This window comes from Nonomuraea sp. NPDC049504 (assembly GCF_040676845.1).
GTDB classification, from domain to species: Bacteria; Actinomycetota; Actinomycetes; order Streptosporangiales; family Streptosporangiaceae; genus Nonomuraea; species Nonomuraea salmonea.
Map to the genome: position 1 here is coordinate 86,181 of NZ_JBFAPT010000007.1, position 13,427 is coordinate 99,607.

15 protein-coding genes and 1 tRNA gene are annotated in these 13,427 nt (G+C 71.0%); 9 read left to right on the plus strand and 7 right to left on the minus strand.

What is annotated here, in order from left to right:
* The first annotated feature begins 19 nt into the window (after positions 1-19).
* Positions 20-697 (plus strand): (2Fe-2S)-binding protein, encoded by a 678-nt coding sequence (locus AB0K28_RS15625; protein WP_364369850.1) that lies wholly within the window; start codon positions 20-22, stop codon positions 695-697.
* Here the strand turns inward: AB0K28_RS15625 and AB0K28_RS15630 are convergent.
* Positions 686-1,240: a cysteine dioxygenase family protein gene (locus AB0K28_RS15630; protein ID WP_345389060.1), complete on the minus strand. Its 555-nt coding sequence runs from the start codon at positions 1,238-1,240 to the stop codon at positions 686-688. The genes AB0K28_RS15625 and AB0K28_RS15630 overlap by 12 nt on opposite strands.
* A complete protein-coding gene (locus tag AB0K28_RS15635) occupies positions 1,237-2,097 on the minus strand; it encodes an amidohydrolase (RefSeq protein ID WP_345389058.1) in 861 nt (286 codons plus the stop codon). Before AB0K28_RS15635 ends, AB0K28_RS15630 begins: the two co-directional genes overlap by 4 nt.
* Positions 2,098-2,330: 233 nt before the next feature.
* Here AB0K28_RS15635 and AB0K28_RS15640 point away from each other — a divergent pair, with 233 nt between their 5' ends.
* Positions 2,331-3,290, plus strand: coding sequence for a LacI family DNA-binding transcriptional regulator (locus tag AB0K28_RS15640; RefSeq protein WP_345389056.1), 960 nt, complete (start codon positions 2,331-2,333; stop codon positions 3,288-3,290).
* Between the two features lie 18 nt (positions 3,291-3,308).
* Here the strand turns inward: AB0K28_RS15640 and AB0K28_RS15645 are convergent, their stop codons facing one another.
* Entirely contained in the window at positions 3,309-4,631 is a 1,323-nt protein-coding gene (locus AB0K28_RS15645) for an aromatic amino acid ammonia-lyase (RefSeq protein WP_345389054.1), read from the minus strand.
* An 11-nt stretch (positions 4,632-4,642) separates the two neighbouring features.
* Positions 4,643-5,023, minus strand: coding sequence for a phage holin family protein (locus tag AB0K28_RS15650; protein ID WP_364369855.1), 381 nt, complete (start codon positions 5,021-5,023; stop codon positions 4,643-4,645).
* 143 nt (positions 5,024-5,166) lie between these two features.
* Between AB0K28_RS15650 and AB0K28_RS15655 the strand changes: the two genes are divergently transcribed.
* Positions 5,167-5,442 (plus strand): hypothetical protein, encoded by a 276-nt coding sequence (locus AB0K28_RS15655; RefSeq protein ID WP_345389051.1) that lies wholly within the window; start codon positions 5,167-5,169, stop codon positions 5,440-5,442.
* Positions 5,443-5,460: 18 nt separating this feature from the next.
* Here AB0K28_RS15655 and AB0K28_RS15660 read toward each other — a convergent pair whose 3' ends face one another.
* Positions 5,461-6,318 carry an FAD:protein FMN transferase gene (locus AB0K28_RS15660; RefSeq protein ID WP_364369858.1) on the minus strand — a complete coding sequence of 286 codons (858 nt, stop codon included), beginning with the start codon at positions 6,316-6,318 and terminating at the stop codon, positions 5,461-5,463.
* A 50-nt stretch (positions 6,319-6,368) separates the two neighbouring features.
* Positions 6,369-7,067: a hypothetical protein gene (locus AB0K28_RS15665; RefSeq protein ID WP_364369861.1), complete on the minus strand. Its 699-nt coding sequence runs from the start codon at positions 7,065-7,067 to the stop codon at positions 6,369-6,371.
* Between the two features lie 53 nt (positions 7,068-7,120).
* On the opposite strand from AB0K28_RS15665, the gene AB0K28_RS15670 reads away from it, so the two are divergent.
* The 3 genes from AB0K28_RS15670 to AB0K28_RS15680 all read left to right on the plus strand — a co-directional run bounded on the left by AB0K28_RS15670 (position 7,121) and on the right by AB0K28_RS15680 (position 8,826).
* Positions 7,121-7,513 carry an OsmC family protein gene (locus AB0K28_RS15670; RefSeq protein ID WP_345389046.1) on the plus strand — a complete coding sequence of 131 codons (393 nt, stop codon included), beginning with the start codon at positions 7,121-7,123 and terminating at the stop codon, positions 7,511-7,513.
* Positions 7,514-7,765: 252 nt separating this feature from the next.
* Complete coding sequence (locus tag AB0K28_RS15675; protein ID WP_364369864.1) at positions 7,766-8,692, plus strand: nucleoside hydrolase; 927 nt, start codon at positions 7,766-7,768, stop codon at positions 8,690-8,692.
* 57 nt (positions 8,693-8,749) lie between these two features.
* Positions 8,750-8,826: transfer RNA gene (locus AB0K28_RS15680), tRNA-Lys, on the plus strand.
* Positions 8,827-9,131: 305 nt separating this feature from the next.
* Here the strand turns inward: AB0K28_RS15680 and AB0K28_RS15685 are convergent.
* A complete protein-coding gene (locus AB0K28_RS15685) occupies positions 9,132-9,560 on the minus strand; it encodes a MerR family transcriptional regulator (protein ID WP_364369867.1) in 429 nt (142 codons plus the stop codon).
* A 61-nt stretch (positions 9,561-9,621) separates the two neighbouring features.
* Between AB0K28_RS15685 and AB0K28_RS15690 the strand changes: the two genes are divergently transcribed.
* Genes AB0K28_RS15690 through AB0K28_RS15700 form a run of 3 tightly spaced genes read left to right on the plus strand, consistent with a single transcriptional unit; the run spans position 9,622 to position 13,096 of the window.
* Positions 9,622-10,566 carry an NAD(P)/FAD-dependent oxidoreductase gene (locus AB0K28_RS15690; RefSeq protein WP_364369869.1) on the plus strand — a complete coding sequence of 315 codons (945 nt, stop codon included), beginning with the start codon at positions 9,622-9,624 and terminating at the stop codon, positions 10,564-10,566.
* 5 nt (positions 10,567-10,571) lie between these two features.
* Positions 10,572-12,014 (plus strand): MDR family MFS transporter, encoded by a 1,443-nt coding sequence (locus AB0K28_RS15695; RefSeq protein WP_364369872.1) that lies wholly within the window; start codon positions 10,572-10,574, stop codon positions 12,012-12,014.
* Positions 12,011-13,096: a cytochrome P450 gene (locus AB0K28_RS15700; RefSeq protein ID WP_364369875.1), complete on the plus strand. Its 1,086-nt coding sequence runs from the start codon at positions 12,011-12,013 to the stop codon at positions 13,094-13,096. The genes AB0K28_RS15695 and AB0K28_RS15700 overlap by 4 nt, the downstream gene beginning before the upstream one ends.
* The last annotated feature ends 331 nt before the right edge of the window (positions 13,097-13,427 follow it).

Consider the following 13,427-nt stretch of genomic DNA (forward strand, 5'->3'; position numbering starts at 1 on the left):
CTTCCACGAAAGGCCTCGCGTGCTGACCGACACCCTTCGTCGGCTGGCGGACGAGCGCGGCGGGGTGCTCGGGGTGGTGCCCGAGCTCGTCATCGAGCCCGACGAGTCGTGGACCCCGGTCACCGAGCTGGTGCGCGAGCCGTACACGCCGCTGGCGCGGCTGGTGGACGACACCGCCGCGCGCTGGAACGCCCCGCGCCACGTCGGCGCGGCGCTGTTCTGGAAGACCTACGGCTACTGGCACGCGCTGCCCATGGCGCTCGGGTGGGCGCTCGACGGGCGGGTGCCGGTCATGCCGTTCGGGGAGACGTACGTCAAGGTGTCGGACGCCGGGGTGACGCTGGCCGCCACGAGCGTGCGGTGGGAGACCGGCGAAGGCGCCATCCGGGAGGCGCTGGAGGAGTCGCAGCGCCCGCTGGTCGCGGCGATCGGCGCGCTGGCCAAGGTGGGGGAACGCACGCTGTGGGGCTCGACGGCCGAGGCGTTCGCCCACCCGCTGACCTCGATCGTGCCGGGCGACTACATGGAGCTGCTGCGCCGCATCGGGCCGCCGCTCGACGGGCTCATCGAGCCCGCCGGCGACGGCTACTTCCGCAGGACCTGCTGTCTGTGGATCACCCTGCCCGACGTCGAACCCTGCGCGAGCTGCTGCGTGCTCCTGCCCGCCGCGCGGGCCCGCGCGTCCTCAGGCCACTGATCCCACCGGCTGCGCGGCGGCGGGCTCGTCGATGGGACGCAGCTCGTCGGCGTAGCTGACCGAGACGCGGCGCATGACGCCCGTGCGGTCGATGGAGTACTGGCCGAGCCGCCACAGCGGCGGCGAGTACGCGTGGATGGACACGCTCTGGTCCACCGCGCCGGTCAGCCGGTGGATGTGGTCGGGACCGAACGAGAACGACCGACCCTCCGTCACCACCGTCTCCAGGTGCTCGCCGCCGATGCGCGGGTTGCATTCGAGGAGCGCGCCCTGCACCACGTGCACCGCCCCTGAGGAGGTGTCGTGGTCGTGCCAGCCCGTGTCGTCCTCGGGACGCCAGCACAGCAGCCAGACGTCCACGTAGGCGTCGCGATAGAGGGAGGCGTAGTGGCGCCCGCCGTCGGCGGGGAAGTCCACCTGGTCGCGCCACTCCTCCGGATGGGCGGCCAGCTCGTTCACCAGGTCGCGCAACTCACGCCGGTCGAGAGTGCGCTCGGGGAGGCCGGCACAGGTGCCCCCGTCCTGGATCTGGTCAGTGCTCACGTACGAGTCTCCTTTCTGTTCAGCAGACGACGGGGGTTGACGACCCGGACGGCGTGACCGGCGGCCGCGCCGAGCCCGGGGTCGGGTGCGGTGGCGTAGGGGGCGTCGGATCCGTTGACCACGACGTCGATGCCGAGCTCGCGGACGATCGCGTCGATCGCGCGCGGGCCGTAGGAGGAGGTCTCCACGAAGAAGTCGCGGTCGACCTGGCCGCGCCCGCCGCCGCCCCTGGCGATCAGGCGCTCGGAGTGCAGCGGCGCGAGGCCGGCGAGCAGCGCGAAGCAGACCCGCAGCCGCGGGTGCCGGGGCCGGACGACCGCGTGGAAGTGGTGCCACGCGGCGTGCATCTGCTGGACGTACGGCACCAGCGCGGGCCACCACGGCGGCGTGCCGGGAGCCGGCGCGGCCGGGCCTGGGTGCACGAACAGCGGCAGGTCTCTGGCGGTCAGCACTTCCAGCAGCCGGTCGTCGGGGACGGCGGTGGCCGGGATCTGCAGGCCGGCGAAGCCGCGGTCGAGGTCCTTGGCCAGGCGGCCGGGGTCGAGCTCGCTGTGGCAGGTGGCGGCCCACGCGCCGAACGGCTCGCCCAGCGCGAGCGCGCCGTCGTGGTAGGCGTCGATCAGCGGCCAGGCGTCCTCGGGCGGCAGGAACTCGATGCCGAGCGGGCTCGACAGCGACACCAGGGCCAGCTCCAGGCCGGTCGTGTCGCGCCGTTCGTGGTCGGCCGGGTTCACCTCGTACGGCGGCTCGCCGTCGAGGATCAGCGTCCAGCCGTCGAGGTACGGCGGGCTCGTACGGGCGCGCAGGGCATCGATGAACGCCGGTGTCCACAGGTGCTGGTGCACGTCGATGCTCATCGTCCGCGGCCCTCCTTCCGCTATTTCCTACTCACAATACATGTAAACCGTCCGGCCTGCGCAACCGGTGGAGTGAACCGTTTCAGTGATACGGTTCAGTGAACCGCTTCACCAGAGGGCTGTCAATGGGCGCCCCCGCCACAAGACCGACAAGCGCTGGCGGGAAAACGGCTTCTGTCGGTGACACGCAATAGGCTGGCCTAATGCCTCGGAAGAGAGCCACGATCCGTGAGGTGGCACAGGCCACGGGTCTGTCACCGGCGGCCGTCTCCTACGCGCTGCGCGGCCTCCAGGTGTCGGAGGAGACCATGGAGCGGGTCCGCGCCGCCGCCGCCGAGCTCGGCTACGAGGCCGACCCCATCGCCAGAGCCCTGGCCAGCGGGCGCACCGGCATGATCGGCCTGCTCTGCGGCTCGCTGGAGGACCTGTGGCAGCAGTCGCTGGCCGTGGGCATCAGCAGGGGCCTGCGGGAGAAAGACCGCTACGCCCTGATCCTCGACGCGGTCGGCGACCCCGCCCGCGAGCGCGCCCTGGGCCGGCAGCTGCGCGACCAGCGCGTCGATGGCATGATCGTGCAGCCCGTCGATCCCGCCGCCGCGTTCTGGGCCGAGCTGTGCGAGTCGGTGCCGGTGGTGGCCATCGGCGACTCCATCGCCGGCACGGCGGGCGAGGTCGTCTTCGACAACCGGCGCGGCGTCACGCTCGCCCTTGAGCACCTGCGCGCCCTCGGCCACCGCCGCATCGCCGTGCTCACGCCCACCCGGCCCAGCACGCCAGACCGGCCCGCCGACGTCCACGTCACGGCCGAGGCCGAGCGGCTCGGGCTCGACATCGAGCTCACCACCGCGCCCCACGACCTGGCCGGCGCCACCGCGACCGCCCACCGCGTGCTGTCGGGCGAGCAGCCGAGCGCCGTCTTCTGCTTCAGCGACTCCATCGCCTACGGCGTCTACGCGGCGGCGGCCGACCTCGGGCTGTCGATCCCCGGTGACGTGTCCGTCATGGGCTACGACGACCATCCGATGTCGGGCCTGCTCAGCCCGGGACTCACCACCGTCGACTGGGACATCGACGGCATCGTCAGGGCCGCCGTGCGGCTCATCTCGGCGGCGGCCGACGGCGGCGCGCGCCGGCGGCGCGTCGTCCAGAAGCCGACGCTGCGCGAGCGCGGCTCGGTGGCTCAGCGCTCCTGACGTTCAGGCTCCTGACGTTCAGGCTCCCGTCAGGGCCCGGCGCGACTCCTCCAGGTCCGCGGTGAGCGGGCGGTCGGGAGCGGGGGCGTCGAGCGCGCGAGCGGCGGCCGTACGCTCGCAGGCCAGCACGATCTCCAGCGGCTCAAGGCAGCGCAGGGTGTGGCGGGCCGCCTGGGTGGCGAACCCGGCGTGATCCTCGGCGCCGCGCGAGACCACCGCCGTGCCCGTCGTCACCGGCTGGGCGAGATGGCGCAGCTCGGCGACGGCGTCCTGGGCGACGTACTCCAGGATCAGCATGCCCGACGCGCCGGGACGGTCGGCGAGGAAGGGCAGCCGGCCGGTGTAGGCCGGGTCCATGAGCGTGGCCAGGCGGGCGGCGCTGAGCTGCGCCGCCTGCACGAGCGCCGGGCGCAGCGCGTCCAGCGCCAGCGCCACGGGCGCGGAGTGGAAGTTGCCGTTGTGCCAGGCGAGTGAGCCGGCGAAGAGCGGGTTCTCGGCGGCGGCGTTGAGGTCGGTCTCGATCGCGGTGACCGCCCTGCCGAGCGCGTCCACGGCGGCGCCGTGCACCTGGGCGAAGGCGCGGAAACCGTACGGGTCCTGGACGCGGGTGCTCGGCTCGTGCGACACCAGCCCGCGCAGCGCCGCGGCGACCGCCGCCTGGCCGGGATGCGGGCGCGCCTCCTGCACGACGGCGGCCAGCGGCTCGGCCGAGGCGTCCACGGCGGCGAACGACATGGCGGCCACCCCGATGGCGGCCTCCATGAGCGTGCGCAGGCGGTGCACCGCGAGGGCGGCGTCGGCCAGCGTGGCCGCGCCCGAGCTGATGAACGGCAGCGCGTCGCTGGAGGCGAGCGGGTAGCGCGGTGGTTCCTCGTCCGCCGGCTCCGCGCTGTCCCAGGGCAGCTCGCCGAGCAGGCAGAGCGCCGTCGTGGACAGCGCGGTCAGATCACCGGTGCCGATCGCCCCGTACGTGCGCAGCGGCGGCGTGAAGCCGTGGTTGATCGCGTACGCCAGCGCCTCGCACACCCCCGGGTCCACGCCCGAGCCGCCCGCGAGCAGCTGGTTGAGCCGCACCACCAGCATCGCCCTGGCCCGGCCAGGATCGACGCGCGGACCCGCGCCGCACGCGTGGCTGCGCAGCAGGTCGAGGCCGCCGCCCTCCAGCAGGACGTCCCGGTTCGCGCCCACGCCCGTGCTCCTGCCGTACACCGGCCTGGTCAGCTCCTGGGCGGTGGCCCACGCGGCCCGGGCCCGATCGAGGGAGACGATCGCGACCCGGGCTCCTCCGTAGGCGGCCTCGTGCACCCGCGCGCACGTCAGGCCGGCACCGTCGAGCTCCATGAACGTGGGGATCAGTCTCCGTCGGGGATGAACGCGCTGAGCACCCAGCTCACCACGCTGACGATGATCGCGCCCCAGAAGGCGGCCGGGTAGAAGTTGTCGACATGGAAGGGGATGCCGAGCTCGCCCGCGATCCAGCTCGTCAGCAGCAGCATCGCCGCGTTGATGATGAGCAGGAACAGGCCTAGTGTCAGGACGATGATCGCGCAGCCGAGCGCCTTCACGATCGGCTTGACGATGGCGTTGACGACACCGAAGATCAACGCCACCAGGAGCAGGACGCCCCAGTATCTGGCCGAGTTCGTGGGGGCGTCGACGGAGATGCCGTCGAGGAACTGGATGGCCACCCACAGCGCCACTGCCGCTGCGAGCGTTCTGATGATGAATCTCACGCTGCTTGATCCTCCCACTTGAGATCAGTGCTCGATAGGGGCGCCGTCAGAACGATGCCCGCCGATCACTTTCCGTAGTCGCCGGGTGGTCACCGGTTATCGCCGGACGACGCGGGGAAGAGGCGTGCAGGGGAGGAACCGACATGGACACGAACGGGCTCGAGTCGTTGCCGGCCGCCGAATTGCACGACCGGGCGGTGCGCTACGCCGTACGCCACGGGGACCTGGGGTTCCTATGGGAGTTGCTGAAAGTGATCCCGGCCGCCGAGGCCGCCAGCGGACACTCGACGGAGTCCGCCAACGACCTCAGCCAGGTCTCCGCGCTGCTCAGCGACGCCCTCGCGGCGGGCGAGGGCAAGCTGGGCGAAGCGCTGCGCCCGGTCTACCTCGACTATCTGCGCAAACATCCTGACGCCTGAACGCGTGGGAGGTGCGGCTCAGCCGGCGAGGCGTTCCCTCGGGCCGCCGTACGTCGCGAAGCCCGGCGTGGTGAGCTCCTGGCCGTCGTGCAGCACGATCAGCGTCTCGTACGGACCCTTCCCGGCCAGCTCGGTCGCGTAGCGGCGGGCCCGCACGGGGCCCATGGCGTACATGGCGGTGGCGTACGCGTCGGCGAGCCCCAGGTCGGGGCCGATGACCGTGACCGCCCCCAGCGCGTCGCGCACCTCGCCGGTGTGCGGGTCGACCACGCGGGACCCGCCCGAGGTGGCGATGCCGAGATCGTGGGCCCGCACCATCCTGCGGACCTCGCCCGTACGCGGGTCACGCACCGGCACCCGCCAGCGCCTGCCCGGAGCGGCCGAGCCGCGCACCCGCACGTCGTAGCCCGCCGTGATGCGGTGGTCACCCGCGCCCGCCTGCACCAGCGCGCGCGACAGGCGCTCCAGCGCCCAGCCCTTGACGTAGCCGGAGGGGTCGGTGACGCCGTTGATGCGGGCGTCGAACCAGCCGCCGGTGGCCTCGCTCAGCTCCTCGCAGCGGTGCAGCACCTCGATCAGCTCGGGGACCTGCTTGATGGTGCCGCCCCTGTTGAGGCGGCTGATCTGGCTGTCCTCCTTGCCGGGGCTGAAGGTGTCCTCGACCCAGCGCAGCCAGGCGAACGCGTCGTCCAGCAGCGGGGTCAGCTCGCGAGCGGGAAGGGGGGTGCGGATGTCGATGGTGACCGGCCGGCCCATGACCGTCTCGACCCGGCTGCTGCCGGGGAACGCCGTCGGGGCTTCTGCAATATGGGAAGTCGTGTCGGACTCGGTGACCTTGGAAGTCGTCACGGACCCGGTGACCTTGGAAGTCGTCATCTTGCCTCCTTGTCCGTCGCCCACGTTGTCAGATCGCTCGTATGCTCAGCCTAAGCCTTGAGCTCAGATCTGAAATGAACCTGTGACCTGGGCACCGCCAGGCGGGACAGCGCGCCACCGACGTACCGCTGGAAGCGGCGCGGACCGGCCACCACCACCTCGCGCTCGGCGATGTCGGGGACCTCGCGCCCGAGCCCGGACGCGCTCACCCGCTCCTTGACGCGCGGATCGTGCTCGGCGCCCACCACGAGGATGACGCCGTGGCGAGACTGCAGCTCGCGCAGCTCGTCGGTGACCCGCTCGGTCCGATAGACCGCGACGGTGTCCGGCTCGCCGGCCAGGCGCTCGCCCAGCTCGCGGGGGTCGAGGCCGGTCGCGATGAGCAGGATCGGCCGCCTGGGGCCGGGGACGCGGTGGCTCAGGACGGCCGTCACGGCGGCGGCCGCGTACAGGAGCAGGGAGGCCACCCGGGCGAAGCCCGTGGCCTGGGTGGTGACGCTGAACTGGTGGGCCACCAGCAGCGCGCCCGCGAGATAGCCGCCGAGCCGCAGGCGCTGCCTGGCCTCCTCGGTGGGGAGGTGGTCGGTGGCCACGACGGTGAGGAAGCCGACCGCGACGAGCAGCGCCGCGGCGGTGTAGGCAGGAGCCGGCGGATGGCCGGAACCCGGATGGATCGCCCCGAACTCGGCGACCGCGACGCCGCTCCAGAAGAGGATCGGCCCCTGATGAGCATTCGCCTCGCTAGCCATGTCATCAACCTTGCGGATCGAACATGAAAGCATTCTGAGTAGGGTCTAGAAACATGGCTAACGTGCGCGTGGAGCGGACTGAAGAGGGCGGATTCCGGGCGACCAACGCCCGCGGCGCCGAGGTGTCGATAGGCGGCGGAGACCAGGAGGGCGTGTTCACTCCGGTCGAGCTGCTGCTGGCGGCGGTGGGCGGGTGCAACATCGTGACCGTCGAGCCGCTCACCGCCAAGCGCGGTCACCGGCTCGTGCGCCTGGCGATGACCGTCGAGTCGGAGAAGATCGAGCCCAACAAGCTGGGGTCGGTGACGGTCACGTACGACGTCGAGCTCCCGTCGGAGGAGGCCGGCGAGGTGTTCGAGGCGGTCGCCCACCGGGTGCACGAGAAGTACTGCACGGTGAGCAGATCACTGCAGGACGGCACCGAAGTTCGGTTGGAGCTTCCGTAGGTGGATTAAACAGATATTCGACCCCGTTATGACGCGACCGTTGCATTCGTCTCGGTAGCGTAGGAGCAGGTCAGGAGCACTGGCGACTGACCACGAGGACCTTCACCGATGCGAGCGCGGAGGGGGACCGCGGTTCGCAAAGTGCGGGACCGCCGGCGTTTTTGGGGGAAAGCGCCGGCCTGGACCGCAACCGATCGGGCCGGGCAGATTTGGGGGAACTGCCCGGCCCGATCCATGCGTAAGCTCCGATGAGTGAAGAAAGTTCTCATCGACTGCGACCCGGGCATAGACGACGCACTCGCCCTCGCGCTGGCCGCCGGCTCGGCGGACGACATCGACCTGGTGGGCATCACCACCGTCGGCGGGAACGTCGACGTGGAGTTCACCACCGCCAACGCCCTCGCCCTGCGCGAGTTCCTGCGGCTCGGCGACGTGCCGGTGACGCCCGGCAGCGCGGGCGCCCTGCTGCGGCGCACGGTCAGGGCCACCGACGTGCACGGGCCGACCGGGCTCGGCGACGTGGTGCTGCCCGCCCCCTCGCGGGGGCCGTCGGAGGGGCACGCGGTCGACTTCATCGTGGAGACGCTGCGGGCCGCGCCCGGCGAGATCACGCTGGTCGCGGTCGGGCCGCTGACGAACATCGCTCTCGCCGTACGCCGCGAGCCCCGCATCGTCGAGTGGGCCCGCGACTTTGTCATCATGGGCGGCTCGTACACCCGCGGCAACCACAACCCGGCCGCCGAGTTCAACATGCTGGCCGACCCCGAGGCCGCCGCGATCGTGTTCGAGGCCGGGTGGACGGTCAAGATGTTCGGCCTGGACGTCACGCTGACCGCCGCCGTGACCTCGCAGGTGCTCGACCGGATGCGCCCGCTCGGCCGGCTGTCGGACCTGCTGGTGCCGGCCGCCCAGTACTACGGGGTGGTCTCGGCCGAGGGCGGCCCGGCGATCCACGACGCCGTCGCGGTGGCGTACGTGCTGCGCCCGAGCCTGTTCACCTGCGTGCCCGCCGTGGTGAAGGTGGAGACGGCAGGGGAGTACACCAGGGGCATGACGGTCACCGACTTCCGCGTCGACGCACGCCAGGCGAACGCCCTGGTGGCCACGGCGATGGACGTCCCGGCCTTCTGGGACCTGGTGCTGGGGACGTACGAGAAGCTCTCGGCCCGCCTGACGTAGGGAAGAGCGCCTGGGCGGCGCGGACACTGTCTGGCGGCTGATACAGTTATCCCTGTTGCGCCGCTAGCTCAGTTGGTCAGAGCAGCTGACTCTTAATCAGCGGGTCCGGGGTTCGAGTCCCTGGCGGCGCACCACGGAGAAACCCCAGTTCAGTGCGCTGAGCTGGGGTTTCTTGGTTCTCGGAGCGGCTCGGGCGAGGTCGATCCATCTGCTGCGCAGGCCGAGCACATCGTCGCCGTCCACTTCCTACGTCGACACCATCAACCTCAACCCACAGGCTCGGCCGCGACCGACGCGGTGGAAACCTACAACGGCTGGGCTTGGTCGGGCTCGGCGGTTTGTGTGTTGCCGTGAAGCGGCTCCCAGGCGGGCTGCGGCTCGCGGATCACGTTCCGCAGCGGGCCGCCGGGGCCTTCTTGACGGGAGGACAGGCGGCGTTTCAGATCACGCAGCCGTCCTTGCCGAGGTTGTGGAGTCCGGCCGTGCTCTCCGCCATCCGCCGGTAGACAGGACATCGGGTGAAGTCGTCTGCGGTGCACTGCATCAGGTGCTCGATCAGCGCCTTGGAGGCCGATATCTCCTGTAGCCGGCGTTCCAGTTCCGCGTGGTGCTGCTGGAGGAGGGCCTGGCGCTCGACCTGTCCGGAGACGCTGAGGATCTCCCGGATTTGCTCCAAGCTCATGCCCGCTGCCTTGGCGCGAACGATCGTCAGGACGCGGACGACGTGGTCGCGGGTGTAGCGGCGGCGGCCGTTGACTCTGGTGGTGGGGGCCAGAAGACCCATGGCCTCCCAGTGGCGCAGGACATGTGGGGCGAGGTTGAACTGCTCCGCGAGTTCCCCGATCCGCATCCAGTCACTTGACTTCATGTTGACATTAACTTGCAGACTTGCCTTCACGTCAAGCGATCGCGCTTTATGGAGGCAAGAGATGTTCGACGTCGTCATTGTCGGGGGAGGCCCGGCCGGCATGGCCGCCGCGCTGGCCCTGGGACGGGTTCACCGGACGGTGCTACTGGTCGACGCCGGAGAAGGCCGCAACATCGCCGCCGAGAACGTACACAACTTCCTCACCCGGGACGGCACGCCACCCGCCGAGTTGCGCAAGCTCGGCCGCGAGGAACTGGCCGGATACCCGGCGCTACAGACAAGGACGAGGACGGTCACCGACGTCCGCGTGCTGGACGGGAACGACTTCCGACTGGACCTGTCCGGAGGTGAAACGGCGCAGGCACGGCGGCTGCTGTTGGCCACGGGGCTGACCGATGAGCTTCCCGGCCCGCGCGGGGTGCAAGCGCTGTGGGGCCGTTCCGCCTTCCACTGCCCCTACTGCCACGGCTACGAATGCACCGGCCAGCAGGTCGCCGTGCTCGGCACGGACCCGGCCCGAGTACGGCTGGCGCTGCAGCTGAGCCGGTTCGCCGCCGACGTCACACTCTGCACCGGCGGCTGGCCGCTCGACCCCGCGGCGCAGGCCACGCTGGACAGGCACGGTGTCGGCGTGCGTTGCGAGGCCGTCGCCCGCCTGGAGGGCACGGACGGACGGCTGGAACAGATCGTGTTCGAGACCGGCCCATCCCTGGCCCGAGACGCGGTGTTCGTCGTCAGCGTGCCGCGCCAGCGCTCCGACCTCGCCGCCCGCCTGGGCTGCGCGACCTTCGCCGACGGGTGCGTGGAGGTGAACGAGTTCGGCCAGACCAGTGTGCCCGGCGTGTACGCCGCAGGTGACATGGCGCGCCGGGCCAGCATGCCGGTGCCGATGGCCGCGGTCATCGCCGCGGCTGCCGGCGGCACCCTCGCCGCAGCGGTCATCGACCAGGACCTGCTGAGCGCCGACTTCGACCTGCCCAGCCCGTTCGCGCAGGCAAGGGGCTGATCACGGTGTCCGCGGATCTCACGCAGACCGCCACCGGCCTCCCGTCGAAGGACGGCGGCAATGTGCCGCTCGCCACGGCCGGCCTGCTGATCGGCATGCTGCTGTCGGTGCTGGACCAGACGGTGGTGGCCATCGCCCTGCCCGACATCGCCGCCGACCTGGGCGGCATGGAGGCGATCGGCTGGGTCGTCACCTCGTACGTGCTGGCCTCGACCGCGACCGGAGCCCTGTACGGCCGCCTCAGCGACCGGTTCGGCCGACGTACGGTGTTCCTCACCGCGGTCGCCGTCTTCGTCGCGGGCTCCGCACTGTGCGGTCTGACCCAGACGATGCCCCAGCTGATCGCGGCCAGGACCGTGCAGGGCATAGGCGCAGGAGCGCTGTTCGTGCTGCCCACGATCGCGCTGTCCGAGCTGTACCCACCCCGCCTGCGCAGCCGGATCCAGGGTTTCACCGGCGGCGTCTTCGCTCTCGCCAGCGTGGGCGGCCCGCTCGCCGGCGGCGCGATCACCGACGCCTGGGGCTGGCGCTGGATCTTCTACATCAACCTGCCGCTCGGCCTGCTCGCCATGGCGCTGGTGGCGTTCGCGCTGCGGCTGCCCAGGACCGGCGGGGACGGCAGGATCGACTTCGCCGGGGCCGTGCTGATCGCCGGCGCGACCGTGAGCCTGCTGCTGGTGGCCGAATGGGGCGGCCGCACGTACGCGTGGAACTCCGGCGTCATCCTCACACTGATCGCTGCCCTGGTAGTGCTGGGAGCGCTGTTCGTGTGGCGGGAACGACGCGCGGCCAACCCGCTGCTGCCGCTACGGCTGTTCGCCGACCCCACCTTGCGCGTCGCGCTGCCCGCCACCGCGCTGCTCGGCGCGCTGCTCGGCGGATCGATCGTCTACCTGCCCACCTACCTGCAGGCCACCTACGGCATGGGAGCCACCCAGGCGGGGCTGGCGCTCAACCCGTACGTCCTGACGTTCATGGTGGTCTCCTCGCTGGCCGGCGCCCGCATCGGCGCCAGCGGCCGGTTCAAGCCCTACCTGCTCGCCGGCTCACTGATCGCGGTCCTGGGATTCGCCCTGCTCAGCCTGCTTCAGCCCGACACCCCCTACGCCCTGCTCGCCGTAGAGATCGGCGTGCTCGGCGTCGGCTTCGGGCTGCTGATGCAGAACCTCGTGGTTGTCGCGCAGAACGCCGTCTCCGCTGCAGACCTGGCCGCCACCACCTCCGCCGCGGTGTCCGTCCGCGGCCTGGGTCTCTCGCTCGGCGTGGCCCTCTTCGGCAGCCTCCTCACCCGCGAACTCCAAGGGCAGGCCCCGGCCCCCCAGGCGACCGCCGGTGCCATCCCGGACGTGTTGTTCTGGGGCGCGCCAGCCGGCCTCGTCCTGGTGGCGTTGCTGGCGCTGCTGCCCCGAACCGTCAACCGCCCCAAGGCACGAGAGGCAACGGCATGAGCACCGACAGACAGACCGTCGTGATCGAGGGATACAAGACCATACGCACTCTGCTGACCGATGCCAGGCTGTCCAGTGCGCCCCCTGACGGCCAGGCGGGTTTCGGCGGCCGGCACATGCTCAACACCGACCCCCCGGACCACACCAGACTCCGCAAACTCGCGCAGAAGGCCTTCACCGCACGGCAGGTGGCCGCCCTCCGGCCGCGCATCCAGCAGATCACCGACGCGCTGATCGCCGGCATCTGCCCCCAGGGAAAGGCGGACCTGATCGGCGACGTGGCCTTCCCCCTGGCCACCACCGTCATCTGCGAGCTTCTCGGCGTGCCGGCGACCGGCCGCACCACGTTCAGCGACTGGTTCACCGCCGCCCTCACCCCGGCCGAGGCCCCAGACGCGGACGTCATCGTGGGCCGGGCGCTCAAAACGCTCAACGACTACATCCAGACGCTGATCGACACCAAACGAGGCTCAGGCGAGGACACCGGCGGCGACCTGCTGACCGCCCTCATCCACGCCAGAGACGGCGATGACGCGCTGAGCGAGGAAGAACTCGTGGCCACGGTGTTCCTGCTGCTCGGGGCCGGACACGAGACCACCGTCAACCTGATCGGCAACGCCATGCTGGCGCTGCTCGCCAACCCCGACGAGTACCGGTTCCTGCGGGACCGGCCCGACCTGCTGCCCTCCGCCGTCGAGGAGTTCCTGCGCCTGGACGGGCCGGTCCAGCATGCCACTCCCCGCATCGCACTCGAAGACATCAACATCGACGGCATGACGATCCCTGCGGGTAGCCGGGTCATCTTGAAGATCGCCGCAGCGAACCGGGACCCGGAGATCTTCGCCGAACCCCACCGTCTCATCCTTGACCGGACGGGCCCCACTCACCTGGCGTTCGGGCACGGCATCCACCATTGCCTGGGCGCTCCGCTCGGCCGTCTCGAGGCACGCATCGCCATCAACACCATGCTCACGCGGCTGCCCGACCTCCAATTGACCGGTCCGACCGTCGGCCTGCACTGGAAGCCAGGCGACTTCCTACGCGGCCTCACGACGCTACCCGTACGATTCACCCCCATGTAGAAATGGCGGTGGCGCCGGCCGGACACGAATCGGTCGGCACCCAGCGGCGGTATTCCTGTCGCAGGCAAGATCGCGCTCCGGCCGGCGCGCACCGCCCGCTCGCGGCGGTGGCGTCATCCCCAAGGAGATGCTGCCTGTCGCGGACCAGCCGCGGCACGTGGCACACGTCAGTACGTGGTGGCATTCTGGGGCACAGAGAAACTTCAGATCAGCACGCTGAGCTGAGGTTTTTCGGTTGGGAGGTTCTCGGGCGGTGCCGAGACAGCCCCTTGGTCGCTCGCCGGTTGCTCGGAGGCCATCCGGGCGAACGGGCCGCCGGCACTGGCCCGGC

Coding starts and splice junctions, on each gene's coding strand:
- AB0K28_RS15645 (WP_345389054.1), bottom strand. CDS start 4,631: ATGGAGCTCGACGGTGCCGGCCTGACGTGCGCGCGGGTGCACGAGGCC.
- AB0K28_RS15660 (WP_364369858.1), bottom strand. CDS start 6,318: ATGACGACTTCCAAGGTCACCGGGTCCGTGACGACTTCCAAGGTCACC.
- AB0K28_RS15635 (WP_345389058.1), bottom strand. CDS start 2,097: ATGAGCATCGACGTGCACCAGCACCTGTGGACACCGGCGTTCATCGAT.
- AB0K28_RS15670 (WP_345389046.1), top strand. CDS start 7,121: ATGGCTAACGTGCGCGTGGAGCGGACTGAAGAGGGCGGATTCCGGGCG.
- AB0K28_RS15665 (WP_364369861.1), bottom strand. CDS start 7,067: ATGGCTAGCGAGGCGAATGCTCATCAGGGGCCGATCCTCTTCTGGAGC.
- AB0K28_RS15700 (WP_364369875.1), top strand. CDS start 12,011: ATGAGCACCGACAGACAGACCGTCGTGATCGAGGGATACAAGACCATA.
- AB0K28_RS15655 (WP_345389051.1), top strand. CDS start 5,167: ATGGACACGAACGGGCTCGAGTCGTTGCCGGCCGCCGAATTGCACGAC.
- AB0K28_RS15690 (WP_364369869.1), top strand. CDS start 9,622: ATGTTCGACGTCGTCATTGTCGGGGGAGGCCCGGCCGGCATGGCCGCC.
- AB0K28_RS15685 (WP_364369867.1), bottom strand. CDS start 9,560: ATGAAGTCAAGTGACTGGATGCGGATCGGGGAACTCGCGGAGCAGTTC.